The sequence below is a fragment of the Actinomadura graeca genome (assembly GCF_019175365.1).
In the GTDB taxonomy this organism is placed as follows: domain Bacteria; phylum Actinomycetota; class Actinomycetes; order Streptosporangiales; family Streptosporangiaceae; genus Spirillospora; species Spirillospora graeca.
Genome location: NZ_CP059572.1, coordinates 5,017,091 through 5,041,897, shown reverse-complemented (window position 1 = coordinate 5,041,897; position 24,807 = coordinate 5,017,091). Strand labels below are relative to the sequence as shown.

Annotated in this window: 28 protein-coding genes; 15 read left to right on the top strand and 13 right to left on the bottom strand. The window is 74.2% G+C overall.

Annotation, left to right across the window (positions count from 1 at the left end; genetic code table 11):
- Positions 1 to 6: 6 nt before the first annotated feature.
- Both AGRA3207_RS22485 and AGRA3207_RS22480 read right to left on the bottom strand, forming a co-directional pair.
- Complete coding sequence (locus AGRA3207_RS22485) at positions 7 to 810, bottom strand: hypothetical protein (RefSeq protein ID WP_231329017.1); 804 nt, start codon at positions 808 to 810, stop codon at positions 7 to 9.
- A gap of 11 nt (positions 811 to 821) precedes the next feature.
- Complete coding sequence (locus AGRA3207_RS22480) at positions 822 to 1,067, bottom strand: hypothetical protein (protein ID WP_231329016.1); 246 nt, start codon at positions 1,065 to 1,067, stop codon at positions 822 to 824.
- Positions 1,068 to 1,738: 671 nt separating this feature from the next.
- Here AGRA3207_RS22480 and def point away from each other — a divergent pair.
- A complete protein-coding gene (def, locus tag AGRA3207_RS22475) occupies positions 1,739 to 2,359 on the top strand; it encodes a peptide deformylase (RefSeq protein WP_231329015.1) in 621 nt (206 codons plus the stop codon).
- Here def and AGRA3207_RS22470 read toward each other — a convergent pair.
- The gene (locus AGRA3207_RS22470) at positions 2,336 to 3,967 is read right to left on the bottom strand and encodes a CocE/NonD family hydrolase (RefSeq protein WP_231329014.1); all 1,632 of its coding nucleotides are present in this window, start codon (positions 3,965 to 3,967) and stop codon (positions 2,336 to 2,338) included. The genes def and AGRA3207_RS22470 overlap by 24 nt on opposite strands.
- 45 nt (positions 3,968 to 4,012) lie before the next feature.
- Between AGRA3207_RS22470 and AGRA3207_RS22465 the strand changes: the two genes are divergently transcribed.
- Both AGRA3207_RS22465 and AGRA3207_RS22460 read left to right on the top strand, forming a co-directional pair.
- Complete coding sequence (locus tag AGRA3207_RS22465) at positions 4,013 to 4,942, top strand: arginase family protein (protein ID WP_231329013.1); 930 nt, start codon at positions 4,013 to 4,015, stop codon at positions 4,940 to 4,942.
- Position 4,943: 1 nt separating this feature from the next.
- On the top strand, positions 4,944 to 5,795 hold the full coding sequence (locus tag AGRA3207_RS22460) for a hypothetical protein (protein WP_231329012.1): 852 nt from the start codon (positions 4,944 to 4,946) through the stop codon (positions 5,793 to 5,795).
- On the opposite strand, the gene AGRA3207_RS22455 is transcribed toward AGRA3207_RS22460, so the two are convergent.
- The 3 genes from AGRA3207_RS22455 to AGRA3207_RS22445 all read right to left on the bottom strand — a co-directional run bounded on the left by AGRA3207_RS22455 (position 5,792) and on the right by AGRA3207_RS22445 (position 7,926).
- Positions 5,792 to 6,415: a DJ-1/PfpI family protein gene (locus AGRA3207_RS22455; protein ID WP_231329011.1), complete on the bottom strand. Its 624-nt coding sequence runs from the start codon at positions 6,413 to 6,415 to the stop codon at positions 5,792 to 5,794. The two genes, AGRA3207_RS22460 and AGRA3207_RS22455, sit on opposite strands and share 4 nt — an antisense overlap.
- Positions 6,412 to 7,365, bottom strand: a complete 954-nt coding sequence (locus tag AGRA3207_RS22450) for a GlxA family transcriptional regulator (RefSeq protein ID WP_231329010.1) — start codon at positions 7,363 to 7,365, stop codon at positions 6,412 to 6,414. Before AGRA3207_RS22450 ends, AGRA3207_RS22455 begins: the two co-directional genes overlap by 4 nt.
- A 126-nt stretch (positions 7,366 to 7,491) precedes the next feature.
- Positions 7,492 to 7,926 carry an ATP-binding protein gene (locus AGRA3207_RS22445; RefSeq protein WP_231329009.1) on the bottom strand — a complete coding sequence of 145 codons (435 nt, stop codon included), beginning with the start codon at positions 7,924 to 7,926 and terminating at the stop codon, positions 7,492 to 7,494.
- 449 nt (positions 7,927 to 8,375) lie between these two features.
- Here AGRA3207_RS22445 and AGRA3207_RS22440 point away from each other — a divergent pair, with 449 nt between their 5' ends.
- Both AGRA3207_RS22440 and AGRA3207_RS22435 read left to right on the top strand, forming a co-directional pair.
- The gene (locus tag AGRA3207_RS22440) at positions 8,376 to 8,846 is read left to right on the top strand and encodes a hypothetical protein (protein ID WP_231329008.1); all 471 of its coding nucleotides are present in this window, start codon (positions 8,376 to 8,378) and stop codon (positions 8,844 to 8,846) included.
- A gap of 295 nt (positions 8,847 to 9,141) precedes the next feature.
- A complete protein-coding gene (locus AGRA3207_RS22435) occupies positions 9,142 to 9,867 on the top strand; it encodes a hypothetical protein (protein WP_231329007.1) in 726 nt (241 codons plus the stop codon).
- Between the two features lie 28 nt (positions 9,868 to 9,895).
- Here AGRA3207_RS22435 and AGRA3207_RS22430 read toward each other — a convergent pair whose 3' ends face one another.
- The 4 genes from AGRA3207_RS22430 to AGRA3207_RS22415 all read right to left on the bottom strand — a co-directional run bounded on the left by AGRA3207_RS22430 (position 9,896) and on the right by AGRA3207_RS22415 (position 11,942).
- The gene (locus tag AGRA3207_RS22430) at positions 9,896 to 10,207 is read right to left on the bottom strand and encodes a hypothetical protein (protein WP_231329006.1); all 312 of its coding nucleotides are present in this window, start codon (positions 10,205 to 10,207) and stop codon (positions 9,896 to 9,898) included.
- Between the two features lie 104 nt (positions 10,208 to 10,311).
- The gene (locus AGRA3207_RS22425) at positions 10,312 to 11,166 is read right to left on the bottom strand and encodes a helix-turn-helix domain-containing protein (protein ID WP_231329005.1); all 855 of its coding nucleotides are present in this window, start codon (positions 11,164 to 11,166) and stop codon (positions 10,312 to 10,314) included.
- A gap of 22 nt (positions 11,167 to 11,188) precedes the next feature.
- A complete protein-coding gene (locus AGRA3207_RS22420; RefSeq protein WP_231329004.1) occupies positions 11,189 to 11,713 on the bottom strand; it encodes a DUF6879 family protein in 525 nt (174 codons plus the stop codon).
- The gene (locus AGRA3207_RS22415) at positions 11,688 to 11,942 is read right to left on the bottom strand and encodes a hypothetical protein (RefSeq protein WP_231329003.1); all 255 of its coding nucleotides are present in this window, start codon (positions 11,940 to 11,942) and stop codon (positions 11,688 to 11,690) included. The genes AGRA3207_RS22420 and AGRA3207_RS22415 overlap by 26 nt, the downstream gene beginning before the upstream one ends.
- A gap of 563 nt (positions 11,943 to 12,505) precedes the next feature.
- On the opposite strand from AGRA3207_RS22415, the gene AGRA3207_RS22410 reads away from it, so the two are divergent.
- The 5 genes from AGRA3207_RS22410 (at position 12,506) to AGRA3207_RS22390 (ending at position 16,483) form a co-directional block, all read left to right on the top strand.
- Positions 12,506 to 13,024: a hypothetical protein gene (locus tag AGRA3207_RS22410; protein WP_231329002.1), complete on the top strand. Its 519-nt coding sequence runs from the start codon at positions 12,506 to 12,508 to the stop codon at positions 13,022 to 13,024.
- Positions 13,017 to 13,838 (top strand): AAA family ATPase, encoded by an 822-nt coding sequence (locus tag AGRA3207_RS22405; protein WP_231329001.1) that lies wholly within the window; start codon positions 13,017 to 13,019, stop codon positions 13,836 to 13,838. The genes AGRA3207_RS22410 and AGRA3207_RS22405 overlap by 8 nt, the downstream gene beginning before the upstream one ends.
- Before the next feature lie 17 nt (positions 13,839 to 13,855).
- Positions 13,856 to 14,383, top strand: a complete 528-nt coding sequence (locus AGRA3207_RS22400; RefSeq protein ID WP_231329000.1) for a hypothetical protein — start codon at positions 13,856 to 13,858, stop codon at positions 14,381 to 14,383.
- 153 nt (positions 14,384 to 14,536) lie between these two features.
- Positions 14,537 to 15,010, top strand: a complete 474-nt coding sequence (locus AGRA3207_RS22395; protein ID WP_231328999.1) for a MarR family winged helix-turn-helix transcriptional regulator — start codon at positions 14,537 to 14,539, stop codon at positions 15,008 to 15,010.
- A 57-nt stretch (positions 15,011 to 15,067) separates the two neighbouring features.
- Positions 15,068 to 16,483 (top strand): sensor histidine kinase, encoded by a 1,416-nt coding sequence (locus AGRA3207_RS22390; protein WP_231328998.1) that lies wholly within the window; start codon positions 15,068 to 15,070, stop codon positions 16,481 to 16,483.
- Positions 16,484 to 16,546: 63 nt separating this feature from the next.
- On the opposite strand, the gene AGRA3207_RS22385 is transcribed toward AGRA3207_RS22390, so the two are convergent.
- Positions 16,547 to 17,434: an NAD(P)-dependent oxidoreductase gene (locus tag AGRA3207_RS22385; RefSeq protein WP_231328997.1), complete on the bottom strand. Its 888-nt coding sequence runs from the start codon at positions 17,432 to 17,434 to the stop codon at positions 16,547 to 16,549.
- A 122-nt stretch (positions 17,435 to 17,556) separates the two neighbouring features.
- Between AGRA3207_RS22385 and AGRA3207_RS22380 the strand changes: the two genes are divergently transcribed.
- The 5 genes from AGRA3207_RS22380 to AGRA3207_RS22355 all read left to right on the top strand — a co-directional run bounded on the left by AGRA3207_RS22380 (position 17,557) and on the right by AGRA3207_RS22355 (position 24,001).
- Entirely contained in the window at positions 17,557 to 20,652 is a 3,096-nt protein-coding gene (locus AGRA3207_RS22380) for an ATP-binding protein (RefSeq protein ID WP_231328996.1), read from the top strand.
- Positions 20,649 to 21,494 (top strand): arylamine N-acetyltransferase family protein, encoded by an 846-nt coding sequence (locus tag AGRA3207_RS22375; RefSeq protein ID WP_231328995.1) that lies wholly within the window; start codon positions 20,649 to 20,651, stop codon positions 21,492 to 21,494. Before AGRA3207_RS22380 ends, AGRA3207_RS22375 begins: the two co-directional genes overlap by 4 nt.
- 227 nt (positions 21,495 to 21,721) lie before the next feature.
- Positions 21,722 to 21,910: a hypothetical protein gene (locus AGRA3207_RS22370; RefSeq protein WP_231328994.1), complete on the top strand. Its 189-nt coding sequence runs from the start codon at positions 21,722 to 21,724 to the stop codon at positions 21,908 to 21,910.
- Positions 21,911 to 22,007: 97 nt separating this feature from the next.
- The gene (locus tag AGRA3207_RS39885; protein ID WP_273699640.1) at positions 22,008 to 23,474 is read left to right on the top strand and encodes an aminotransferase class I/II-fold pyridoxal phosphate-dependent enzyme; all 1,467 of its coding nucleotides are present in this window, start codon (positions 22,008 to 22,010) and stop codon (positions 23,472 to 23,474) included.
- A 116-nt stretch (positions 23,475 to 23,590) separates the two neighbouring features.
- Complete coding sequence (locus AGRA3207_RS22355; RefSeq protein ID WP_231328993.1) at positions 23,591 to 24,001, top strand: VOC family protein; 411 nt, start codon at positions 23,591 to 23,593, stop codon at positions 23,999 to 24,001.
- Here the strand turns inward: AGRA3207_RS22355 and trxA are convergent.
- Positions 23,998 to 24,312, bottom strand: coding sequence for a thioredoxin (gene trxA, locus AGRA3207_RS22350; protein ID WP_231328992.1), 315 nt, complete (start codon positions 24,310 to 24,312; stop codon positions 23,998 to 24,000). The genes AGRA3207_RS22355 and trxA overlap by 4 nt on opposite strands.
- Positions 24,194 to 24,688 (bottom strand): MerR family transcriptional regulator, encoded by a 495-nt coding sequence (locus AGRA3207_RS40120; protein WP_231328991.1) that lies wholly within the window; start codon positions 24,686 to 24,688, stop codon positions 24,194 to 24,196. The genes trxA and AGRA3207_RS40120 overlap by 119 nt, the downstream gene beginning before the upstream one ends.
- Positions 24,689 to 24,807: the final 119 nt, after the last annotated feature.

Sequence of the window (24,807 nt, the reverse complement as noted above, 5' to 3'; positions counted from 1 at the left end):
CGCCCCTCACGCGTCGCTGAAGGACTTGCGCTCCGCACGGCCGTTGGCGCCGGAGGCCAGGCGGGACGCCTTGCCCGCGGGCGGGCGCAGCGGCCCCGCCGAGGACTCGGCGTAGTCGGGCTCGGGCGCGGCGACGGGCCGGTCCTCCTCGGGCACGACCCTGCGGGTCTCCTCCCGCGGGCGGTCCCGCAGCCGGCGGGCGGCCTGGCGCAGGGCGCGCTCGCCCACCAGCCGCGTCAGTTCCAGCCCCCAGCAGTCCAGCTTGTCGGCGTCGGTGAGGTCGTCGCGGTGGCTGAGCTCGGCGGCGAGGCCGCCGAGCCGCTGGGCCTCGGCGAGGTCGAACTCGCGCATGAGGTGGCAGCACAGCTCGGCGAGCGCCGCGTGGTCGCGCTCGAACGACAGGCCGGACAGGTCGTTGTGCGACAGCCGGCTCAGCGCGCGCTTGCGTTCCAGCTCGCCGTCGGCGATCCGGAGGATGCCGTTGAGCAGGGCGATCGGGCCGGTGCCGGCCGCGCGGGTCTGGGCGGGGGCGAACGACATGCGCAGGACGGCGGCCGAGCCGATCCCGGCGGCCATCACCCGCACGACCATGAGGGTCGTCGGGGGCATCGTCGCCGGCAGGCCGAACGTCCAGCCCGACGCCGTCACCGCGATCAGCGCGACCACGGACGCGCTCGTGTTGACGAAGGCGAACAGCAGCCCGCCCGGGGACAGCAGCGCCGCGACGGGCTTGTCGCGGTAGCGCGCGACGAGCTCGGCGACGCCGATCGCGCCGCCGATCAGCGCGGCGAGGAACATCTCGATGATCATTTTCTCCCGTCCTACGCGCTGCGGGCGTTCAGGCGTCCGAACGGGTACTCCTCGGGCCGCCCGCGCCGCGAGAGCAGCGTGGGGCGCTGGCGGCCGGCGAGTTCGGCGCGCTCGACCTCCAGGAACACCAGCAGCCATTCCGTGGGGCCGGTCGCGAGGCCGCTGTGAGTGCGCAGCGCCTGCTCGCGTGCGCCGAGAAAGGTGAGCAGCCAGCCGGTCGGCCCGGTACCCCCGGTGGCTCGAATTCGTGATTCCATGCGGATGACCATTTCGCAGCGCCACGGCGAAGTCGACGTCCGACGCGTCAAGTTTTCTGAGATCGGCGACGAGCACGGCACCGTACCGAGAACGGCCGGGCGGCGGTCCCTTTATCGCCAATCCGCACCCGCGCTTAACGTTTTGACTTACTCGTTCAACGAACGCTTGGACTCTTTTACGCGGGCGGAGCCGGTCCTCACCGCCCGGACGACGCCGGGCATCCCGCCGGGACGGGAGGCCCCGGTGAGGGCGCGCGGGTGGCATCACGCGCCGGACAGACGGAGGGGCCACTCCCCCCAAAGAAGTGACCCCTCTCCCCCCGTTCCGCCGGGCCGGCCGCGGCGCCCCGTACCGGGGCCCGCCTGCTCCATCGCGAGCGGCCCGCTCCCCCCGAAGCGGCCCGCCCCTGGAGCGGCTCGCGCCGTTCGTCCGGCGGATGCGACGAACGTAGCGAGCCCCCGGAGGGGCCTGCGAGGGCTTCGCTCTCCCGGCTCGACGAACGGTTCACCGTCTGCGACGAACGGAACACGGTCCGCGCGGGGGCGCCGCCCGGCCTCACGGCACGCGACGCCCGGCGCGCGGCGGGGACGTCGCCGGGCCGCGGGGCGGGCACCCCGGCATCCGCACTAGGGTCGCAGTGGTGACGGTGCCGGACGGAGGAGAGCGGGCTATGACTGGGCGAGTGCGGGCCATCACGCTGGTGGGGACCCCGGTCCTGCATCAGGCGTGCCGGCCGGTCGAGGAGTTCGACGCGGCGCTCGCGGAGCTGGCCGACGACATGTTCGCCAGCATGTACGCGGCGGAGGGCGTCGGGCTCGCGGGCAACCAGGTCGGGGTGGACCTGCGGATCTTCGTCTACGACTGCCCCGACGAGGACGGCGAGCGCCACAAGGGCGTCGTGGTGAACCCCGTGCTGGAGCTTCCGCCGCTGGACCGGCGGCGGCTGGACGAGGGCGACGAGGGGTGCCTGTCGGTGCCCGGCCCGTACGCGAAGCTGGCGCGTCCCGACCACGCGACCGTGCACGGCTTCGACCTGCGCGGGGAGCCGGTCACCGTCGAGGGGACGGGGCTGCTGGCGCGCTGCCTCCAGCACGAGACCGACCACCTGGAGGGGAAGGTCTACATCGACCGGCTGTCCGCGAGGTCCCGCAAGAAGGTGCTGAAGGAGTACGAGCGGCTGCGCGCCGAAGCCGCGGAGAAGGCCGCCGAGGAGGCCGCGGGGAAGCCCGCCGCGACGTCCGCGGAGGGCTCCGCGGCGGCGTCCGCCTCAGCCGTTCCAGACGGGGAGTAGCAGCGACGACGGGTGCCCGGCGTCGCGGTGGACCTCGAAGCGGACGCGCTTGGACGCCACGGCCCGCGCGGCGGGCTCGCCGGTGCCGTGGTTGCGCGCGAAGCGGGGGAACGCCCCGCCCGCCAGCATCACGCGGAGCCGGTGCCCGCGGTGGAAGCGGTAGCCGGTCGGGTGCATCTCGACCTCCGCGCGGACGAGTCCCGGCGAGGAGATCCGCACGATGCCGTCGGTGACGTTGCGGGACACGCCCCGCGGGTCGACGTCGCAGAGCCGGACGAACAGGTCGCCGTGGCCGGTGCTCGTCCGGACGTGGATGGTCGCCGACACCGGGCCGATCAGGTCGAGGGGACGGTCGAGGGGCGCGCCGGTGAGGACGGCGACGTCGCCGCGCGCCTCGATCCGGCCGTTGTCCCGCTGTCCGGCCCTGCCCGGTGAGAGGAGCGGGCCGCCGACGCCCGGCGTGAGGTCGAGCGGGTCATAGGTGAAGGCGACCGGCTCGGTGCCGGACGGCGCGTCCCAGGTCAGCCCGTGCGACAGGTGCAGCGGAGTCGGCTCGGTCCCGGGCGGTGGCCAGCTTTCGAAGTCCAGCCAGCGGCCCGACCCCTGGAGGTGCAGCCGGACGGGCGCCCGGCGCAGCGCGGCGGTGTCCCCGCCCAGGTGCGCGTCCAGCCAGGAGACCTGGTCGGCGAGGACGGCCCGCAGCGCCTTCGCGTCGTGTCCCCAGGGCCCGATCGTGATGCGGGCCCGGCGGCCGGCGGCCTGGAGCGCCTCGAAGTCGCGGAGCTGCCCGCGCAGGAACGGGTCCCACCAGCCGGTGACCATGCTGGCGGGGGCGGTGGTCGCGGCGACCTGGGCGCTGTGGTCGGTCGCCTCCCAGAACGCGATCCGCTCGGCGTTGGCGGTGACCTCGCGCAGGAACGGCTCGGGGCGGCCGATCGCGGCGGTGTCGGCCTCGCCGACCGGCAGGTGCCGCATCGCGCGCCGCACGCGCCGGTCGTGCAGCGGGCGCCGCCCGTCCCGCGCCCCCTCCTCCCCGCGGCGGCCGGCCCGGACGCCCATGAGCGACGACCATACGAGCGTGTTGTGCAGGGCCAGCGCGCCGCCCGGGTAGAAGGAGCTGACGAACTCGGACGCGGTGATGCCGAGGCCCATCGCCTCCAGGGGCGGGTCGGCGTAGGGCGCGACCGCCCACTGGGTGAAGCCGAGGTAGCTGGCGCCGACCGTCGCGACCCGGCCGTCGCACCACGGCTGCGCGCGCAGCCACGCGAGCGTGGCGAGCCCGTCCTCCCGCTCGTCGTGGAAGGCGCGGAACTCGCCGCCGGAGCCGCCCACCCCCCGCACGTCCTGCACGACGACCTGGAAGCCCCGCCGGACGAGGACGCCCGCGAACAGCCGCACGAGCGCCTGCCCCTTGCCGTACGGGGTGCGGATGAGGACGGCGGGCAGCGGGCCGGTGCCGCGCGGGCGGTGCACGTCGGCGAGCAGCGTCACGCCGTCCGGCATCGGCACCCGCAGATCGCGCGCGACCCCGGGGGGCGGCGGCGTGTCATGCGCCGGGGCCACGGGCAGGCCGAGGATCCGGTCGGTCAGGCGGCCCAGAACGGTCATCGAAATTCCTCCGCGTGTTCGACCCTCAACGTTAGGCTGCGAAGGGTGATCTCGGTGCTGGACGCCCCCTCCAACCTCGGCCTACGGCCGCCGCGCGAGGGTCACGAGCCCGGCGTGCGCGGCCTCGCCCGCGCGCTGCGCGAGCACGGCATCGCAGGGCGTGCGGGGGCGGAGGACGCCGGGCGCGTCGATCCGCCGCCCTACGTCTTCGGTCCCGACCACACGACCGGCTACCTGAACGGGCCCGCGCTGGCGGAGTACTCGGCGCGGCTCGCGGCACGCGTGGGCGGGCTGCTGGACGCGGGGCGCTTCCCGCTCGTGCTGGGCGGCGACTGCAGCATCCTGCTCGGGCCGATGCTGGCGCTGCGCGCCCGCGGCACCTACGGGCTGGCGCATCTGGACGGTCACGACGACTACTCGCCGCGCCTCGACCCGGCCGCCCACGCGGGGCGGCTCACGGCGGGCGGGCTGGCGCTCGGCCTCGTCACCGGCCACGGCCCCGGCGCGCTCACCGACCTCGACGGCCTGCGCCCCTACGTCGCGGAGGAGCACGTCGCGCACATCGGCGTCCAGCGGGAGCCGGAGGACCACGCGGACTCCGACCTGGCCGCCTTCGACACCTCCCGCATCGACCGGTACCCGATCGAGTACGTCCGCGAGCACGGCGCGGACGCGGCGGCGCGGGCGGCGCGGGCCCATCTGGAGGACGCGCCGATCGAGGGTTTCTGGATCCACCTGGACGCCGACATCCTCGACAGGTCGGTCATGCCGGCGGTCGACTCGCCGAACCCGGACGGGCTGTCGTTCGCGGAGCTGACGTCCGTCCTGGCGACGCTGCTGGCCAGCCCCCGCGCGGTGGGCCTGCACGTCGGCATCTACGATCCGGAGCTCGACCCGGACGGCACCGCGGGCGCCGCCCTGACGTCCGCGCTGACCACCGCACTGACCACCGCGTCGGCCGACGCGCCCCCCTGAGGTGTCCGCCGACCTCCACCTCGTGTCCAGCGCGGCGATCGGGTCCGGGGAGATCCGCGACCTGGTGGTGTCGCTGGGCGGGGAGCCCCAGCCCGCGGCGGGCGCGCCCGACGTGACGGTCCTCGTCCGCGGGGACGGCGCCGTGGTCGTCTACCCGTTCCCGCCGGACGAGCCGATCCGCGCGGCGGCCCTGCGGGAGGAGTGCGCGCGGGCCCTCGGCGCGCCGCCGCGCACCCGGATCGTGCTGGAGGTGCTCCCGGGCCGCGAGAGCGAGTGGATCGCCGCGGAGATCGTGCTGGCCGCCGCCGACCGCTGGCCCCTCGCGATCCGCGACTTCGGGGAGGCCGTGATCACCGTCGCGGAGCTGTACCGGCGGCTGGCGCGGCGCCGGTCGGGCTTCTTCCGGCCGGAGGACCGCGAGGCACCCCTGCCCGGACGGCGCCGCACCCGGGTGGACGAGGCGACGCTGCTGCTGCCGGGCGGCGTCACCCCTGAGCGGTTCGCGCGGATCGTCCGGTCCCTCGGCGGACGGCTCGCCCCGGACGATCGCGCGGACGCCGTCCTGGAACGTGCCGGTGCGTGGGTGTGGGTGCGTCTCCGGCCGCCGGGCGCCCCGCCCGTGGACCCGTCGGCGGCGGCCCTGCACGACGCGGTCCTGGGGCCGCCCCCCTACACCGCCGTGGTCCTGGAGATCTTCGAGGGGACGCCGTCCCAGCTGCTGGCCGCCGAGCTGGTGGAGGCCGCGGCGGAGCACTGGCCGCTGATGGTCCGGGGCGGCTCGGGGCAGGCGATGACGGCCGACGACGTCCGCGCCCGCGTGGCGATGGGCGCCGCCGACATCTTCGACCCCTAGGAAGGCTCCTCGTCCCGGCCGGTGGGCTCGTCGGCAAGGTAGGGCGGGGCGGGGTCGTACTGGATGTAGCGGCGGACCGTGCGCGCGTGGTCGCGCCCGTGGATCCGCCCGATCAGCCACAGAGCCATGTCGATGCCCGCCGACACGCCCTGGCTGGTGACCAGGTTCCCGTCGACGACGTACCGGGCGTCGCGGACGACGGTCACGCCGCCCAGGGACTCCAGCCGGTCCTCCGCGGACCAGTGCGTGGCCACGCGCCGCCCCTTGGCGACACCCGCCGCGTGGAGCAGGAACGCGCCGGTGCACACGCTCGTCACCCACCGGGCCCGCTCGGCGGTCTCGGCGATCCAGCCCGTCACCACCGGGTTCGACGGCTCGGTCTCGCGCGCGCCCCGGCCGCCGGGGACGAGCAGCACGTCCAGCCCCGGGTGGTCGTCCAGGGTGTGGTCGGGCAGGACGCGCAGCCCCTTGGCGCACCGGACGGGCCCGGACCGCTCCGCGAGGAGCATCGCCCTGTCGCCCTGGTCGCGCACCATCGCCGACGCCGTGAACACCTCCCATGGACCCGCGAAGTCGAGTTCCTCGGCCTCGTCGAAGACCAGCAGCCCGTACGTGGTCATGCGAACTCCCTCATTCCTCGGAAACGGTCCCTGTAGTCGGACGGGGCGACGCCGACCTGCCGGTGGAAGGCGCGGCGCAGCGTCTCGCCCGTCCCGAAGCCGAGCCGGCGGGCCAGCGTCTCGACGGGCTCCTCGCCCTCCGCGAGCGCCCGCCGCGCCGCCTCCACCCGCACCCGCTCGACGTACGCGGCGGGCGGCACGCCCAGCTCGGCGGTGAACCGGCGCTGGAGGTGCCGCGCGCTGAGCCCCGACCGCCCGGCCAGGTCGGCGACGCTGTGCCGGGCGCCCGGGTCGGCCTGGACCGCCGCCACCGCCGCCCGGATCGGGTCGGAGGACGGCTGCGCCGACCACAGCGGGACGCTGAACTGCGACTGGCTGCCGGGCCGCCGCAGGAACATCACCAGCTCCCGGGCCACCGCGTGCGCGACGTCCCGGCCGTGGTCGTTCTCGACCAGGGCGAGCGCGAGGTCCATCCCCGCGGTGACCCCGGCGGACGTCCAGAACCGCCCGTCCCGGATGTAGATCGGGTCGCAGTCGACGGCCAGCCCCGGGTACTCGTCCCTGAGCTGCCGCTCGCGGCCCCAGTGCGTGGTGACCCGGCGGCCGTCCAGCAGCCCGGCGTCGGCCAGCAGCAGCACCCCGCTGCACACCGACGTGACGCGCCGCGCCGTCCTCGCGGCGGCGGCGATCCAGGCGGTGAGCGCCGTGTCGTCCCGCGCGCGGTCGACGCCCCTCCCGCCGATGACCATCAGCGTGTCGACGCCGCCCGGCGGCACGTCCCGGACCCCGTGCGAGGCGTGCACGGGCAGCCCGCTGCTCGCCCGGACGGGACCCGCCTCGGACGCCACGACCAGGCACTCGTACCGCCCGGTGAAGTGGAACACCTCGTGCGGGCCGGTCAGGTCGAGCGAGTGGAACCCCTCGTAGATCACGAACGCGACGCGCTGCATGCCTCCCAGGCTCGCCGTCCGCTCCTCATGGCGTCAACGACCGGTACCCCACGGATCGCGCCATCGACGCCGTCCACCACCGCGCGAGCACGCGGCGCAACGCCCGGCGGATGCCGGCGCGGCGGCTCAGCCGGGGTCGCCGACCGTCTCCCGGCCGCGGCCGTCCACGGCCGGGGCCGGGAACTCCGCCCACACCACCGTGCGCGCGCCCTCCGTCCGGAACCCCCACCGCGATGCCAGGCCCGCCACGATCCGCATCCCGCGGCCGGTCTCGGCGCCGGTCTCGTCCTTGACGAACGGCCGCCCGCCGGCCGCGCCGTCGTCGGTGACCTCCAGCCGGTAGCAGTCCGGCCCGGCGGCGAGCACCACCCGCACCCGGCCGCCCTCCAGCCCCGACGCGGTGTGCGTGATCGCGTTCGCGACCGTCTCGCTCACCACCATCACCAGATCGTCCAGCCGCTCGTACCCGCCCGCCAGTTCCCTGACGAAGCCCCGCGCGTACGCGACCGACCGCCGCACGCCCGGCAACGTCACCTCGCCGAGCACCCCCGGCCCGCCCACGGCACCGCCTCCCCGCCGCCCGGCACACCCGGCAACGAGTCGGGACGCGTCCTCGACACCCACGGCGACGGCCCCCTCCATCCCGGAAAGTCACACGTCACCAGGCTGTACGGCGTAACCCCCCGCATCGTTCAGCCTCCGCGGACGTTCTCCCGGATCACACCGCCCGGCCTGCACACCGTCACCCGGCGGTCTCCGCGGGCCCGGAGACCGGGTGGGTTCGCGCGACAGGGGCGTCCGTCTCAGCGGTGAGCGGCGGTTTGCGACGTCTCACCAACGGCGTCCGCGCTCCCGGCGGCGTTGCTCACGACTCACGAAGACCATTGCGCGCCGCCCGTGCCAATCTTTGCCCTGTCAGCGATTTCCTATCCGCCCGAAAGGAGCGTCACCTCAATCGGCGAAAAACCGAGACGAATCCGGAATCGCGATCTCATTCAGAGGGGTATGTCATGTCCACCGAGACAAAGCCGGGCCGACGCCGGCTCCGCCGATCGGTCACCGCGGCGTTCGGAATCGGAGCCATCGCCGCACTGGTTCTGCCGGCTCCCGCGCAGGCTGCCACCGGAGCTTCCGCCGCGAACACCACGCGGGCGGGATCGGCGCTCCTAGGCCACCAGGACGGCGTCTGCACCGGCGGTGAATTCTGCCTGTACCAGAACATTCTGGCCACGCAGAGCTTCTCCGACTTCGCCGTCAACGACCCCAACCTCTTCGACAACGTCTACCTGTCGCCGGGCACCGGCCAGGGCACGGTGGTCGCCAACAACTCCAGGTTCGGGCGGAACAACGACGCCACCCGGAGCGCGGTCATCTGCACCGACGTCAACTACACCGGCAGCTGCGCCGGTTTCGTTCCCAACAGTGGCGGCGCTTTCAACGTCACCTACCGCGGCAACGTCGAATCGCTGTACTTCTCCTGATCCCGATTCGCACGACGCGGGAATTCCAGCGCGCATGAAACCGGGCGCGCACCGAGTCCAAGGCGGCCGGCCCGTCCCCCGGGCCGGCCGCCTTGCCGCCGCGTCCACCGCCGAGGAAGGCGTCATGTGGTCACGCCCGTCCCGCCGATCTCCGACCCTGCGAGGCGTCCTGGCGGCGCATCTGCTGCTCGGAGGTCTCGTCTCCGGCTGTTCCGGCGGTTCCTCCGGGCCACCCGGACAGCGAGCCGCGCGACCCTCGCCCGCCGCCCGGGAAGCGGCGACGTTCCGGCTTCCCTTGGACGACTACCTGCTGTCCCCCGCCGAGACGACCGCCGTCACCGACGCCTACCGCCGCGTGGTGCGGCAGTGCATGAGCACGTTCGGACACGACTTCCCGCCGGTGGCCGGCCAGGGCAAGGCGCTCCTGAGGAGCTGGAACGAACGCCGTTACGGCCTGGCCGACCTGGACCGCGCGAGAAGCAGCGGCTACCGCCTGGAACAGCCCGGCCGCACGGCGGCCTACAAGCCCCCGACGCCCGAGGAGCGGACCGTCCTGACCGGTGACAAGGAGCGGTCCCCCGACGGACGCGAGATCCCGAAGGGCGGCTGCGCCGGGCAGGCCCGCGACCGGCTCTACGGCGCCTCCCACGCCGACCAGGGCCTCGCGCAGTCGCTGTCGGACGAGGGCTTCCACAGCTCCGCCGGGGACGCCCGCGTCCGCTCCGCCGTGGCGCGATGGTCGCTGTGCATGCGCGGCCACGGCTTCGCCTACCCCGGTCCCCTCGACCCGCCGAAGGACCCGCGCTTCCAGGGCGGCGCCCCGTCCGAGCTGGAAAGGACCGTGGCCGCCACCGACGTCCGGTGCAAGAGCGAAGGTCACCTGGTCGAGGTCTGGTCGTCCGTGGAGGCCGCTCGCCAGACAGAGCTCATCGGACGTCACCGGAGCGGGCTGGCGGCGGCGGCGCGGGCGAAGAGGGCCCTGCTGGAGAGAGCCGCCCGGCTCCAGGGCCCACCCCGGTGACCCGTGCCGCACGCGGCCGCGGCGGCGGTCACGGGGGCGGCGGCCGCCGCAGGGCCCCCTTCACCGCGACCACCGCGTCCATCGGATGGTCGGCCTCGCACAGCCAGATCCCGTCCGCCCAGGTGAACCACCACTGGTCGCCGTCGCTGGCCCGGCGGCGGCAGTCCAGCACGACGCCCTCGCCGTCCGGGCCGTCCGCGACCCGCAGGCGCCCGCCCACGATGTCGGCCGTCAGGCGCTGGCCGCGCAGTGTCCCGGCCAGTCCCGCCAGCCGGCCGGCGCCGTCCGGCTCGATCACCTGCCCGGCGTCGGCCTCGCGCGGCCGTTCCAAGGACTCCACGTCGAACCCCCTTCACTGACGATCACGCACTGTGTCTCAACGAACACGCTAGGTACGGGATCGCGCGGACGGCCACGGGTGTGCCGAAGTGTGGCACGCGACTTTCACAGCAGGGTGTCCCGCACCCTGGTGATCAGCTCGCGCGCCGCCGCGCCGTGGACGGCCGGGCGGGCCAGTTCCTCGAACGCGGACGCGTACAGGGCGATCTCGGCGGGCTGCGTGATGGTGAGCCACCCTGAGACCGTCTCCACCGACACGCGCTCCTGGTCGAACATCCAGAAGCCCTCGACGGGCCAGAGCGTCCGCTCGGCGTCCGCCGGGATCACCCCGAAGGACACCGTCGGCAACCGCGTGACGCGGACGAGGTGCGCGAGCTGCTCCGCCAGCACCTCCGCGCCCCCGAGGCGGCTCCACAGGGCGGACTCCTCCACGAGGAACGCGAACCGGTGGTCGCCCTCCCGCAGCACCCGCTGGCGGGCGACGCGCGCGTCGACCGCGTCGTCGAGGTCCGCGGTCGGGCTGTTGCGGAACGAGCCGACCTTGGTGAGGACGGCCCGCACGTAGCCGGGCGTCTGGAGCAGCCCGGGCATGATCCCCGGCTCGTAGATCCGGAAGACGCGGGTCCGCTCGTACAGGCCCATCCGGGATTCCTGGAGGCGCCGGAGCCCGGACCGCTGGAGCCGCCTCCACTCGATGAACGCGCCCTCGACGGCGCGGAGCGCGGCGATGAGGTCGGCGGTCTGGTCGGCGGCCCCGCACACCCGGCACCACGTCCGGACGTCCTCGCCGCTCGGGGCCCGGGACGCGTGCTCGATCTTGCTGACCTTGGTGCGGTGCCACCCGGCCCGGGCGGCGAGGTCCCGGCCGGTCAGGCCCGCGTCGAGGCGCAGCTCGCGGAGGCGGCCGGCGAGGGCGCGCCGGGCCTGCTGGGCGCTGGACGACGGTGAGGTGGCGGACATGGCGGCTCGGGGACGGCAAGGATCACACGGGCAGGTAGTCCGCGTGGTCGACTCCGCGCTCCCACACCGCCTCGAACGCCGACGAACAGGTCTTGACCATGATCGTGTCGGTGGTGGTCTCCTTCGGCTGGGACCGGCCGTCCCCGTCGAAGTGGTTCCACAGGACCAGCTCCCCGTCGAACAGCCAGAAGTCGTTGCCGGGCAGGCACAGCCCGGACGCCCGGCGCCGGGGCAGCCAGCGCACCTGCTCGCCCGCGTAGATGTTGGTGAACGTGCCGTCGTACTCGAACCGGATGTACTCGCTCACCGGCTCGGAGACGATCCGCGCCCGCCGGACCCGGACGCCGCGCCGCGTCGCCTCCCGGACGAAGGTGAGCCATGGGCGCCACCACGAATCCGGGTCGGCCGGATCGTCCCGGTGTCCCGTCCTCCATTCCTCGAAGTCCTCGTCCTCCCCGTCCATGGCGTAGACGTCCCGCATCTCCAGGTGGACGGCGGTGAATCGCGCCGTCCGGAGGAGTTCAGCGGCCGTCGTGACTGTCGTCATTCATCAGCTCCTTGAGCAAGGGGAGAAGGCTGCACGGAATGCGCACTATCGCCTCGTTCGCCGGGACGTGATCGCACCGTGACGTCGCCAGGAGTTCGGCCAGCACCGCCGGGTTCCCCTCCTCCTTCCATCCCTGCACCACAACACTGCCGTCGGCATCGTCATGCCAGAGGGAAGGCGAGTCGCCGTCCTTGCTGTCCGGGGCCTTGCCCAGAAAACGTAGCGTCATGACGCCCTCCCAGGTCGGGGATGCGCCTACATCTGGCCCACCCGATGCCCAACACCATCCCCTCGGCACCAAAGCCCGGCAAGGCATCTGCCCGGCGCCAACATCGATCATCTGCTATACGGCTCTTGGCGCCCTTGCGTTTATCCGGGGGGATTTTTACGGCAGTTTCCCCGGTGGCGGATCAGACGCCCGACCAGATCAACGGAGAAGGGATCCGGCTGCCGCTCCGCCCTCCGACCGGCTCGAACACCGGCCCGAAGCCGCCCGCGGCGCGGCCGGTGCACCGACGCGCTCGACGCCGGGTCCGCCGCGCCCGCACGGCGGTCACGGCCGGACGCCCGGGGCATCCACGGCCGTCACCGGAACGCCCAGACGGCCCCAAAGAATCCGACACCACCCATATTCCCCAGCGCCCCCTTGTGTGATCTACGCCGGGTCGGAGATCAATTACCGATCGTGATTTCCGCTGTGAACCGATGGCGCCCCGCCCGCGTCCCACCAGATGGTTGCCGATACACGGATTGCGGGGTCGAGAATTGATTGAAGCGCTTGTGCTCGGTGTGGTGACGAACGTTCTCAGCAGCTACATCACGGGCCTGCTGACCAACAAGCAGACCGAGCGGAACCGCGCGGAGCTGGTCACGCTGATCGAGGGCCGGGTCAAGGAGGAACCGGAGCTCGAGAACAAGCAGGCGGTCGGCCTCGCGGTCCGGGAATTCGACCTGATCATCGATAAGGACAGGGATCTCACCTGGCACGACGACCGTCTGGTCATCCGCCCGTCCGGCCGGATCCGCAAGTCACTCCCCTCGCCGCAGCAGGCGCTCGACGAACTGGTCGCCAGCGTGGCGGCCCGCCGCCGTGAGCTGGGACTCCCGCTGAGCGGGGAGGAGCCCCCCGGGCCGCCGCCCGACCGTCCGGCGGAGGAACCGGACGGGGCGGCGGGCACGCCCGCCGAGGGCGACCTGATCCCGGCCGAGCAGACCCCGCCGAAGCCCGATCTGCGGGCCGAGGTCCTCGGCCTGCCCACCGAGGTCATGCGCGAGAAGGAACGGCGCCGGAGAGAGTCGGGCCGTGACTGAGGCGATAGCGGAGCGCTTCTCGACCGTGGTCGGGCTGCATGTGATCGCGAATCTGCGGCCCGACGTGCAGCCCGGGACCCCGTTGCTGCTCGGCATCCAGGGCCCGGCCGGCGAAGGGAAGACCTACCAGGTCGAGCGGATCCTGGAGAACGCGGGCATCCATTCCGTGCTGCTGTCCGGCGGCGAGCTCGAAAGCCCGAACGCGGGCGCCCCCGCGGCCCGGATGCGGGAGGCCTACGCGGAGGCCGGCGCGTACGCCGACGCGGGGACGCCGGCGGCCGTGCTGCTGAACGACGCCGACGCCGCGATCGGCAGCTGGGGCGACATGACCCAGTACACCGTCAACACCCAGAACCTGATCACCGAGCTGATGCACCTGGCGGACTACCCGACCCGGGTGGAGGGCAGGGCGGTCCGCCGCGTCCCGATCATCCTGACCGGCAACGACTTCACCCGCCTGTACGCCCCCATGCGGCGGGACGGCCGCATGCGGATCTTCAGCTGGCGGATGCGGCCGGAGGAACGGGCGTCCGCCGTCCGCGCGCTGTACCCCTGGCTGACCCCCGGGCAGGCGGAGGACCTCGTGGGCCGCTACCCCGGGCAGCCGATCGCCTTCTGGGCGGCGGCGCGGCGGCGGATGGACGACTCGGCCCTGACCACGGCGCTGTACCGGCACGGGCTCCACGACCTCGCCCGCGCCCTGATCTCGCACAGCAGGGTGCAGATCGACGACCGTCCCCGTCCGATCGAGGACATCCTCCTGGTGGCCGAGTCCATGGCCGCCGACACGGCGCACGACTTCCTCTCCTCCTAATCCCCAGGGACCCATGCATGGCCATCGCCAGGACAGCCACCTACACCAAGACGTACGTCCGCACCGAGCTCATCGAGATGCAGATCAACCGGATCCTGGCCCGCAGCACCCGGGACCGTGACTACGCCCGGCGGCTTCTGCTCGGGATCGAGCGGCGCTGGATCAGCGAGATCTCCGTCTACGGGCTCGACGAGGCCGGCACGTGCCACGCCGAGCTGTTCGTCAAGGTCGACTGGAACCGCAACACCCTGCACATGTCGGCGGGGCGCGACACCGTCCAGGTCGACGCGGGCTGGGAGGACGGCATCGCCACGGAGGTCGATCTGGCGTTGCAGAAGTTCGAGATGGTCACCCGGGAGCTAGGGCTCAGCAAGGTCGTCCACTCCCGCTACGTGCCCGGTGTCGACCGGGCCATGGCCAACCGCGAGCTCGGCTTCCGCAGCGCGGACCCCGTCCAGTGGCGGAGCGGCTTCTACGGCACCACCATGAGCGTCCCCGAGCTCGACGAGGTCACCGTGGGCATCAACCTGGCCGGCGACGGCTGAGGCGTCACGCCCGGGCGGCGCGGGATCATGCGCCGCCCGGGCGGCGGCGGCATCGGGTCGGCCCTGCATGATCCCTCGCGTCCAGGTGGGACCGGCCGTCACGGTGACGATCATCCGCCCCATGGGCGTTCTGTACCTTTTTATCCTGGTTTCATGGCCGCGTTGAATTCCCGGGAGACGGAACTGTGGCGGGTCTGGACGAGCGCCGCGGAGATCGTCCGGGCGCGGGTGGCCGACGACGTCGCGCGGGCGACCGGGCTGTCCGGGCCCGACTTCGGGGTGCTGTCCAGGCTGGCGGAGCTGGGCGGGGGACGGCTCCGCCAGAACGAGCTGGCCGCGTCGATGGGCTGGCATCGCAGCCGGCTGTCCCACCACCTGACCCGGATGGCGCGGCGCGGCCTCGTCGTCCGGGTGGAGGCCGGCGGCGGCGTCGACGTCGTCGCGACCGACCGCGGGGACGAGCTGCACGCCGCCGCCCGTCCCGTCCACGCCGAGGCGGTGCGCCGCCACCTGCTGGACGCGATCCCGCCCGGACTGCACGACGACGTGCGCGAACTCCTCGCCAGGCTGGCGGACCCGCGGGCCTTGCCGCACCTGTACGCGCGGGGATCGGGGCCACTACGCTGAGCCATAGGCGATCACTCGAAGTGACGGCGCGGATCGCCGGGGACACGGGGGATCGATGTGCGGGGCGCGGGGACGGCGGACGGGTGGCGCGGGCGGGCCCACCGGTGGCACGCGCGGCTGTTCCTGTCCGTGCGCGGGCGGGCCACCTGCATCACGGTCGCGGTCTCCGCGCTGATCCTGCTGCTCGCCCTCACCCTCGGGATGCTCCTCGCCCGCGACTGGGCCGAGAACGAGGTGGAGGAGACCGCGGAGCGGACCGTCGAGCGGATCGCGTTCGACCTCGTCCGCGGGGAGCCCGCGAAGGCGCTCCGACCCCGGCCCGGCGAGTCGCCGATCGTCCAGGTCGTGAGCCGGGACGGGCGGCGGGTCCTCGCCGCCAGCGAGGAGATCATCGGGCGGCCTCCGCTGGCGTCCGCCGACCTGATCGGCGGCCAGCTGCTCATCGACCGGATGATCTGCCCCGGCTTCCTGGACGACTGCGTCTGGATCTTCGGGATGCGGCTGCGGACGTCCGCGTACGGGGACGGCGTGATGGTCACCGCCGCCTCGCCGATGCCGACGCTCGCGAGCGCGTGGCTGCTGCCGGTGGCGCTGGGGCTGCTCCTGGTGGCGCTGCTCTCCCTGATCGGCTGGTGGACCTGGCACACGGTCGGCCGGGCGCTGGCGCCGGTCGACCGCATCCGCGGCGAGCTGGCGCACCTGAGCGCGGGCGCCCTCGATCAGCGGGTCACCGACCCCCGCACCGGCGGCGAGATCCAGGACCTCGCCGAGACGGTCAACGAGACGCTGGACCGGCTGGAGGAGGCGACGAACCGGGAGCGCCGGTTCGTCTCCGACGCCTCGCACGACCTGCGCAACCCGATCGCGGGCCTGCGCACCCGGCTCGAGGTCGCGCTGGAGGAGCCCGGCGACGCGGGCTGGCGCCCGGCGGTCCGCGCGGCGCTGCGCGACGTCGACCGGCTGAACGAGATCGTCGCCGACCTGCTGGAGCTGTCCCGGCTGGACTCCCGCGCGCCCCAGCCGGTCGAGCGGGTCGATCTCGCCGACCTGGCGCGGCGGGAGATCGAGCGCCGCCCGGGGCGCACACCGGTCACCACCCGGCTGGAGCCCGGCGTGACCGTCCGCGCGAACCCGGTGCGGCTGAGCCGGGTGCTCGGGAACCTGCTGAGCAACGCCGAGCGGCACACCGAGTCGGCGATCGAGGTGGTCGTCGAGCGGGAGCGCGACGAGGCGGTGGTGGTGGTCGCCGACGACGGCGCCGGGGTCCCGGAGGAGTCGCGGGAGCGGGTCTTCGAGCGGTTCGCCCGGCTGCCGGACTCGCGCCGCCGCGACCCGCAGGGCACCGGGCTCGGCCTGCCCATCGCCCGGGAGATCGCCCAGATCTACGGCGGCACGCTGTCCATCGCCGACAGCGCCAAGGGCGCGCGGTTCGTCATGCGCCTCCCCCTGGCCGCCGGCCGCGACCCCGCATGAGGGACGCCGCCTCGGCGGACGCGTCGAAGCAGGTGCGGCGCGGCGGCCCGGTCGGCGCGCGGGTCAGCGCGCGGGGGCGCGGATGACCTCGATGACGCTGGAGAGGCCCTCGTCACCGTGTCCGCGGTCCACGGCGCGCCAGAACAGGTCCCTCAGCGCGGCGGGGCCCTCGGTGTCGAGCCCGGCCTCGCGGCTGGCCTCGACGATGTGGTCGGCGCCGATCGCCTGCATGAGCAGCGTATTGTCGTCGCCCCGCGATCGGCCGGAGACGACATCGTCGGTGATGGCGCGGACGTATCCCGCGGGGCCGTCCTCCGCCAGGGTCGCCATGGACCTGATGACGAACGGATGGAACCGCTCGGCCGACACGCCTGCCGTGCCCAGGAGGGCGAGCCCGTGCATGTAGGCCGTGAGCGTGGACCAGAAGAGGTACAGCTGCGCCTGGTAGTACAGCATCGACAACCCCGCGTCCATACCGACGAACGTGGGGTCGCCGAGCTCACGCAGAGTCTCGCGGTGCCGGTCCAGGGTTGCCTCGTGGCCGCTGTAGAAGACGTATGACCCGGGCGTCCCGATGGCCGGGGGCGGCACCATGATCCCGCCGGTCAGCAGCTCCGCGCCGTGCCCGGACGCCCATTCGCCCGCGCGGCGCAGCTCGTCCGGGCTTCCGGAGCTGAGGTTGGCCAGGACGCGCCCCTTCAGCGCGTGGGTCTCCCCGCCGAGCGAGTCGTACATCGCCTTGTAGTCGGTCTGGCTGATGACGATCAGCTCGGACGCGGCGAGCGCGTCGGCGGGTGTCGCCGCCAGGGTCGCGCCCCGCTCCGCCAGCGGCGCGGCCTTCGAGGCCGTCCGGTTCCACACCGTGGTCGGGCGCCCGTTCTCCAGGAACACCGCGGCCATCCTCGCGCCCATGGGGCCCAGTCCGATGACCGTCACCGGGGCTTTCGACATCAGTACTCCTGCTCGTCCGAAGCGGGTCCAGCACAACGGGTCCAGCGTGGCGCCGGGCGCTACGGATCCGCCGCGGGCCGATCCGTGGCGGGAACGTCCGAGGCGCCGCATACGCTGGCGGGATGCGCTTCGGGGTGCTGGGTGCCCTCGCCGTGTGGACGGACGGCGGGGAGGACGTCCGCGTGCCCGAGACGAAGGTCCGCATCCTGCTCGCGGCGCTGCTGGCCGACGCCGGGCGCCCGGTCCCCGCCGACCGGCTGGCCGGCGCGCTGTGGGGGGACCGCCCGCCCCGCAACCCGTCCGGGACGCTCCAGGCGCGGATCTCGCAGCTCCGCGGCGTCCTCGACCGCGCGGAGCCGGGCGCGCGGCGGCTGGTGGTGTCGCGTCCGCCCGGCTACCTGATCGACGTGCCGCCCGAGGCGGTGGACTCCGGCCGTTTCGCGGCGCTCCTCGCCCGGGCGGGCGAGGCGGCCGACCCGCTGGCCAGGGCGCGCCTGCTCGGGGACGCGCTGGCGCTGTGGCGGGGGCCCGCGTTCGACGGCCTCGACTTCGCCCACGCCCTGGCCGCCGATCTCGGAGAGCGGCGCCTGACCGCCCTGGAGGACCACGCCGAGGCGCGGCTGGAGCTCGGCGAGCACGCCGCGCTCGCGGCCGAGCTGGCGCGTCCCGTCGCCCGCCACCCCCTGCGGGAGCGGCTGCGCGCCGCGCACCTGCGGGCCCTCTACCGGGCCGGGCGCCAGGGCGAGGCCCTCGCGGGCTACCACGACCTGCGCGAACGGCTGGCCGCGGAGCTGGGCGTCGACCCGGGTCCCGAGCTCGCCGCCCTCTACCAGTCGATGCTCGAACGGGATCCGGCGGAGGAGGGGCGCCCGCGCGTCCCGTCCCGGCTGCCCGTGCCGCTGGGCGGGCTGATCGGGCGCGACGAGGCGGCCCGGCGGGTCCGCGCGCTGCTCGCGGAGGACCGGCTCGTGACGCTGACCGGCCCCGGCGGTGTCGGCAAGACCCGGCTGGCCCTGGAGGCGGCCGCGCGGTCCGCGGGCGACCACCCCGACGGCGTGTGGCTCGTCGAGCTGGCCGCCGGGCGCGCCGCGACGCCCGAGGAGGTCGCCGAGCAGGCGAACCGCGTCCTGAACCTGCGCGAGGAGGGCGCGGACGGCCCCGTCGAACGGCTCACCGAGGCGCTGCGGTCCCGGCGGGCGCTGCTCGTCCTGGACAACTGCGAGCACGTCACCGGGCCCGCCGCCGAACTGGCGGGGCGGCTGCTGGCCGGGGCGCCGGGCCTGCGGGTCCTCACGACCTCACGGGAGCCGCTGGGCGTCCCCGGCGAGCGGCTGGAGATCGTCCCGCCGCTGGACCTGCCCGGTGACGCGACCGCGCCCGCCGCGCTGCTGGAGTCGGGGGCGGTGCGCCTGTTCACCGAGCGTGCCGCCGCCGCGGCGCCCGGGTTCGCGCTGGACGAGGCGTCCGCGCCCTGGGTGTCCGCGATCTGCCGGCGGCTGGACGGCCTGCCCCTCGCGCTGGAGCTGGCGGCGACCCGCGTCCGGGGGCTGGGCGTGCGGGAGCTGGCGGCGCGGCTGGACGACCGGTTCGGCGTGCTGGCCGGCACCCGGCACGGCGGCCCGGCCCGGCAGCGGACGCTCCGCGCGGTGATCGACTGGAGCTGGGAGCTGCTCACCGTTCCCGAGCGGATCGCGCTTCGGCGCCTCGCGGTGCACGCGGGCGGCTGCACGGCCGGGGCGTCCGAAGAGGTCGGCGGCGCGGGCGCGGACGTGCTGGCCAGGCTCGTGGACCGTTCCCTCGTCGTGCGGTCGGAGGACGGCCGCTACAAGCTGCTGGAATCCGTCGCCGCCTACAGCCTGGAGCGGCTGCGGGAGGCGGGCGAAGACGGCGACCTGCGCGCGCGCCACGTCCGCTACTACACCGCCCTGGCCGAGGACGCCGCCGGAGGACTGCGCGGGCCTGAGCAGCGGCAGTGGCTGGCACGCCTCGACGTGGAGGCCGCCAACCTCCGCGCCGCCCTGGACCACGCCACCGGCGAGGACGCGCTGCGGCTGGTGAACGCCCAGGGCTGGTACTGGTTCCTCCGAGGGCGCTCCGGTGAGGCCAGGCGCGCGCTGGGCGCCGCGCTGTCGGCCGCGGACGGACCGTCCCGGGCCCGGCGGGACGCCGAGACGTGGCTGGCCGGTTTCACCATGGCCTCCGGCGAGGACACCGATTCCGAGGAGCTGCGCCGGTCCGCCCTCGCAGACCACCGGGACGAATACGACCGTGCCAAGGCCGAATGGTTCCTGACCCACGTCCACTGGGCGTACGGGAACCTGGCCGCGAACGAAGAGCGCATCGAGCGCGCCTTGGCGGTCTTCCGCGCGCGCGCCGACCGGTGGCATACGGCGGCAGCCCTCGCCCTCCACGCGAAACAGGTCATGGCCCGCGGCGACCTGGAGGCCATGGAACGCCACGGCGCGGAGAGCCTCGCGATCTTCACCGGGCTCGGCGACGCGTGGGGGCGGCTGGAGGCCATGGACGTCCTCGGCCGCCGCGCGGAGATCGTCGGTGACCTCGGCGAGGCGGCCCGGCTGCGCCGCGCGGAGCTGCGCCTCGCCGAGGAGCTGCGGATGGGGCCGGACGTGGCGTTCCGCCTCGCCCAGCTCGGCCGGATCGCGATGCTGGCCGGCGACCTCGGCGAGGCCCGCGTCCTGCACGAGCGCGCGCTGGACCTCGCCGTCCGGCAGGCGGCGCCGTCGGCCGCGGAGTTCGCCGAGATCGGCCTCGGCCTGGTGGCCCGCCGCCGCGGCGACCTCGACGCCGCCGAGCGGCACCTGCGGTCCCGGCTCGGCTGGCTGCGCGGCATCGGCGGGACGGCCGGGATCTCGTTCGTGCACGCCGAGCTGGGGTTCGTCGCCGAGCAGCGCGGCGACGCCGAGGCCGCCCGCGCCCTGCACACCGAGGCCCTCGACGCCGCCCGCGCGATCGGCGACCCCCGGGCGGTCGCGCTCGCCCTCGAAGGGCTGGCCGGGGCGCGCTCCCTCGCGGGCGAGCACGCGCCCGCCGCGCGGCTCCTCGGCGCCGCCGCCGCGCTCCGCGACGCGTCCGGCGCGCCCTTACCGGCCGCCGAGCGCGGGGACGTCGACCGGATCGCCGGGAGGATCCGGGACGCCGCCGGTCCCGGCGCCTTCACCACCGCATACGATCACGGCCGAGCTGAGAGGACGCCATGACCGAGGACCTCGGGTACGGCTGGCAGAGCGATCTGCTGGACCTGCCCGCCTACCTGGAACGTATCGGCCACCACGCCGACCCCGAGCCCACCGCCGCGACGCTGCGCGCCCTGCACCGCGCGCACGTCACCTCCATCCCCTTCGAGAACCTGGAGATCATCCTCGGCCGCCCGGTGCGGCTGGGCGTCGAGGCGGTCCAGGCCAAGCTCGTCGGCGGCGCCCGCGGCGGCTACTGCTTCGAGCACACCGAGCTGTTCGCCGCGGTGCTGGAGAAGATCGGCTTCGAGTTCACCGCGCTCGCCGCGCGGGTGACGATGGGCGCGGCGAAGCTGCGTCCGACGACCCACGCGCTGCTCCAGGTCCGGATCCCGGGCGAGCCCGCGCTGCTCTGCGACGTCGGTTTCGGCGCCGGTCCCCTCGAACCCGTGGAGTTCCCCGCAGACCCGGACGAGGGCGGCCGCACCGAGGTCGAGCAGGACGGCTGGGGCTTCCGGCTCCTGCACGGCCCGCGCGACTGGGAACTGCACCAGCGCGGCACCGGCGGCTGGGTGCAGCGCCACACGTTCACCCTGAACGAGACGTTCCACATCGACTACGACCTGTTCAACTACTTCATCTCGACCCACGCGCGTTCGCCGTTCACGGCCCGTCCGTTCGCGCAGAAGTTCGCCGTGGACTCCCTCCACGTCCTCGACGGGACGGACCTGACCGTCAGCCGCCCCGACGGCGGCGAGGAGAAGCACGCGCTGACCCCGCAGGAGGTCCCCGGCACCCTCGCCGAAGAGTTCGGGATCGTCCTGGACGAGGCCGACGCCGCCCGGCTCGTCACGTCCCTGACCTGAAGGAGAGCGGCCCCCGGAGTCCACCAAGCTCCGAGGGCCGCCCCGCCGCCCGGGGCTTTCCCGTCTGCCCACCACAACAACGGGCGCCCGGCCGGACGGCGACCCACGTCAGAGGTACGGGCACAGCCCCTGCCAGGGCTCACATGATTCCCGCGGACCCGAGGGTAGAGATCCTCACGGCGGGTACCGGCACACCTGTACGTACCCGGCCGAAGGAGGGGCGGCAGATGACCGACCGCAAGAACGACGAGGACAAACCGCTCGCCGACCGCCGCGCCGAGGCCGGGGCACCGCAGGAGGACGACGGCGATTTCGCCGAGGAGCACACCCCCGGCCCCACCGACCCGCCGAACGCCGAGGCCGACACCCCCGGCGGCGAGGACCACGGCTACAGCCCCCAGACAGAGATCCCCTGACGCCCCACCCGCGCCGACGTCCTAATAGTGTCGCCGTCTCATCCTGTCGGCGTCTCCCGCCGCGTTACATCGCGGGCCGATCGGGAAACGCAGCGCCATGGACCACTCCGAGGCCCCCGTCCTGGAAGCCCTTGCCGCCTATCACAGGGAGGGGCAGCTCCCCTTCACTCCTCCAGGCCACAAGCAGGGCCGGGGCGCCGATCCGCGCGTCCGTGAGGTGCTCGGGGACGCCCTCTTCCACGCGGACGTCCTCGCCGTCTCCGGCCTCGACGACAGGACGTCCTCGGCCGGGATCCTCGAACGCGCCCAGGAGCTCATGGCCGACGCCGTCCACGCCGACCACACGTTCTTCTCGACCTGCGGAAGCTCGCTCTCGGTCAAGAGCGCCATGCTCGCGGTCGCCGGTCCCGGGGAGAAGCTCCTGGTCGGGCGGGACGCGCACAAGTCGGTCGTCTCGGGGCTGATCCTCTCCGGCGTCCGCCCGATCTGGGTGGAGCCGCAGTGGGACGCCGAGCGCCATCTGGCCCATCCGCCCTCCGCCGCCGCGTTCGCGGCCCGGCTGGACGAGCACCCCGACGCCCGCGGCGCCCTCGTCACCAGTCCCACCCCGTACGGGACGTGCGCCGACCTCGCGGCGATCGCCGCCGAGTGCCACCGGCGCGGCAGGCCGCTGATCGTGGACGAGGCGTGGGGCGCGCACCTGCCGTTCCATCCCGACCTGCCGGCGTGGGCCATGGACGCGGGCGCCGACGTGTGCGTCACCAGCGTCCACAAGATGGGCGCGGGGCTGGAGCAGGGCTCGGTCTTCCACCAGCAGGGCCCGCTGGTGGACCCGGCCGTCCTGAAGTCCCGGGAGGACCTGCTCGGGACGACCAGCCCGTCCGTCCTGATCTACGCGGGCCTGGACGGCTGGCGGCGGCAGATGGCCGAGCACGGACGGGGCCTGCTCCAGGACGCCCTGGACCTCGCCGCGTCCGTCCGTGCGGACATCGCGGACATCCCCGGCTTCGACGTGCAGGGCCGCGCCGAGTTCACCGGCCCCGGCCTCGCCCACGACCTGGACCCGCTGCCCGTCGTCATCGACATCGCGTCCCTCGGCACCACCGGCTACCGGGCCGCCGACTGGGTGCGCGAGCGCCACCGGGTCAACCTGCACCTCGCCGACCACCGCCGGATCAGCGCCCAGCTCACCTTCGCCGACGACGCCTCCACCGCGCGGCGGCTGCTCGCGGCCCTGCGCGATCTCCGCGAGCACATCGGCGACCTGGAGGGCGCCCCGCAGGTCCGGGTCCCGGCGCCCGCGGACCTCCGGCTGGAGCTGGTCGTCCTGCCCCGGGACGCGTTCTTCGGCCCGGCCGAGCAGGTGCCCGCCGCGTCCGCCGCGGGGCGGATCTCCGCCGAGATGATCACGCCGTACCCGCCGGGGATCCCGGCCGTCCTGCCCGGTGAGCGCCTCACCCCGGACGTCCTCGCGTACCTGCGCGACGGCGTGGCCGCGGGGATGGTCCTGCCGGACACCGTGGACTCCGCCCTGGACAGCGTCCGCGTGTTCATCGAGGAGTGACGCCCCTCCGAAGCCAGCGGGGTGCCGGGGACCGCGGGGCTTGACCTCTAGCACGGTTGAGGACGCACGCTTGTACAGAGGCCCGGAGCAGCCGGGCCGGGAAGGCAGGGGCACGCATGACCATCCGACTCGACCACATCATCGTCCCGGCCACGGACAAGAAGACCTCGGCGGAGTTCCTCGCCGGTGTCCTCGGCCTGGAGGTCGGGCCCCAGTACGGGCCGTTCCTGCCCGTCAGGACCGGCAACGGCGTGACGCTCGACTTCATGGACTCCGACGACTTCCGCGCCCAGCACTGCGCCTTCCTGGTGTCGGACGAGGAGTTCGACGCGATCTTCGCGCGCGTCAGGGAGTCGGGCGCCCACTACTACGCCCACCCCGACGGCAGCGGACCGGGAGAGATCAACACGCGGGACGGCGGGCGGGGCGTCTACTTCGACGACCCCGGCGGCCACGCGATGGAGATCCTCACCGTCCCCTACGGCGGCGGATCGCAGGCGGCACCGCCCGTCGATGAGCACCGCTAGAGGCGGCCCTCCAGCTCCGCGAGGAGCCGCCGCTTGGGCTTGGCGCCGACGATCTGGTGGACGACCTCGCCGTCCCGGTACAGGTTCAGCGTGGGGAAGCCCAGGATCCCGTACCGCGACACGATCCCGGGGTGATCGTCGCCGTTGAGCTTGGCGACCGCGAGGCGGTCCCCGTACTCGGCGTCGATCTCCTCAAGGATCGGCGCGATCATCCGGCACGGGGGGCACCAGTCCGCCCAGAATTCGACCAGTACCGGCGTGTCTGAGCGGAGCACCCGCTCGTCGAAGTCCGCCGCCGTCAGATTGATCATCGGTTGCCTCCGGTGGGTGCGCGCGGCCGGGACAGGCCCGCCTGAGCTGGTCGGTCACGTCGGCCCGCAGCCGGATCAGGGTGCGGATGTCGGCGTCGATCTCGGCCAGCCTGCGCCGGTAGACCGCGACCGACTCCGGGCAGGCCGCCCCCGCCGCGTGGCCCGCGCGCAGGCAGTCCACGAACGGCCGGGCGTCGTCCAGGGTGAACCCGGACGCCAGCAGCGAGCGGATCTCCGAGACGAGCCGCAGGTCCGACTCCTCGTACTCCCGGTACCCGTTGGCCGCGCGCCGCGCCGGGAGCAGCCCCTGCTGCTCGTAGTAGCGCAGCGTCCGCGTGCTCACCCCCGCCCGCGCGGCGAGTTCCCCGATCCGCATCGGCCCCTCCCTGCTCCGTGACCGTCCACGACGCTAACCCTTCACACCGGCGTCAATGTCAAGCGGACGGCGGGGGAACCCGCACGGGGGCGGACATGCGGCAGGGCGCGGACCGTGCG

What these genes read in the sequence shown, in the direction of transcription:
- AGRA3207_RS22450 (WP_231329010.1), bottom strand. Translation starts at nt 7,365, where the DNA reads ATGCAGCGCGTCGCGTTCGTGATCTACGAGGGGTTCCACTCGCTCGAC.
- def (WP_231329015.1), top strand. Translation starts at nt 1,739, where the DNA reads ATGACTGGGCGAGTGCGGGCCATCACGCTGGTGGGGACCCCGGTCCTG.
- AGRA3207_RS22370 (WP_231328994.1), top strand. Translation starts at nt 21,722, where the DNA reads ATGACCGACCGCAAGAACGACGAGGACAAACCGCTCGCCGACCGCCGC.
- AGRA3207_RS22470 (WP_231329014.1), bottom strand. Translation starts at nt 3,967, where the DNA reads ATGACCGTTCTGGGCCGCCTGACCGACCGGATCCTCGGCCTGCCCGTG.
- AGRA3207_RS22415 (WP_231329003.1), bottom strand. Translation starts at nt 11,942, where the DNA reads ATGACGCTACGTTTTCTGGGCAAGGCCCCGGACAGCAAGGACGGCGAC.
- AGRA3207_RS22385 (WP_231328997.1), bottom strand. Translation starts at nt 17,434, where the DNA reads ATGTCGAAAGCCCCGGTGACGGTCATCGGACTGGGCCCCATGGGCGCG.
- AGRA3207_RS22380 (WP_231328996.1), top strand. Translation starts at nt 17,557, where the DNA reads ATGCGCTTCGGGGTGCTGGGTGCCCTCGCCGTGTGGACGGACGGCGGG.
- AGRA3207_RS22455 (WP_231329011.1), bottom strand. Translation starts at nt 6,415, where the DNA reads ATGACCACGTACGGGCTGCTGGTCTTCGACGAGGCCGAGGAACTCGAC.
- AGRA3207_RS22355 (WP_231328993.1), top strand. Translation starts at nt 23,591, where the DNA reads ATGACCATCCGACTCGACCACATCATCGTCCCGGCCACGGACAAGAAG.
- AGRA3207_RS39885 (WP_273699640.1), top strand. Translation starts at nt 22,008, where the DNA reads ATGGACCACTCCGAGGCCCCCGTCCTGGAAGCCCTTGCCGCCTATCAC.
- AGRA3207_RS40120 (WP_231328991.1), bottom strand. Translation starts at nt 24,688, where the DNA reads ATGCGGATCGGGGAACTCGCCGCGCGGGCGGGGGTGAGCACGCGGACG.
- AGRA3207_RS22480 (WP_231329016.1), bottom strand. Translation starts at nt 1,067, where the DNA reads ATGGAATCACGAATTCGAGCCACCGGGGGTACCGGGCCGACCGGCTGG.
- AGRA3207_RS22440 (WP_231329008.1), top strand. Translation starts at nt 8,376, where the DNA reads ATGTCCACCGAGACAAAGCCGGGCCGACGCCGGCTCCGCCGATCGGTC.
- AGRA3207_RS22375 (WP_231328995.1), top strand. Translation starts at nt 20,649, where the DNA reads ATGACCGAGGACCTCGGGTACGGCTGGCAGAGCGATCTGCTGGACCTG.
- AGRA3207_RS22425 (WP_231329005.1), bottom strand. Translation starts at nt 11,166, where the DNA reads ATGTCCGCCACCTCACCGTCGTCCAGCGCCCAGCAGGCCCGGCGCGCC.
- AGRA3207_RS22400 (WP_231329000.1), top strand. Translation starts at nt 13,856, where the DNA reads ATGGCCATCGCCAGGACAGCCACCTACACCAAGACGTACGTCCGCACC.
- AGRA3207_RS22485 (WP_231329017.1), bottom strand. Translation starts at nt 810, where the DNA reads ATGATCATCGAGATGTTCCTCGCCGCGCTGATCGGCGGCGCGATCGGC.
- AGRA3207_RS22395 (WP_231328999.1), top strand. Translation starts at nt 14,537, where the DNA reads ATGGCCGCGTTGAATTCCCGGGAGACGGAACTGTGGCGGGTCTGGACG.
- trxA (WP_231328992.1), bottom strand. Translation starts at nt 24,312, where the DNA reads ATGATCAATCTGACGGCGGCGGACTTCGACGAGCGGGTGCTCCGCTCA.
- AGRA3207_RS22420 (WP_231329004.1), bottom strand. Translation starts at nt 11,713, where the DNA reads ATGACGACAGTCACGACGGCCGCTGAACTCCTCCGGACGGCGCGATTC.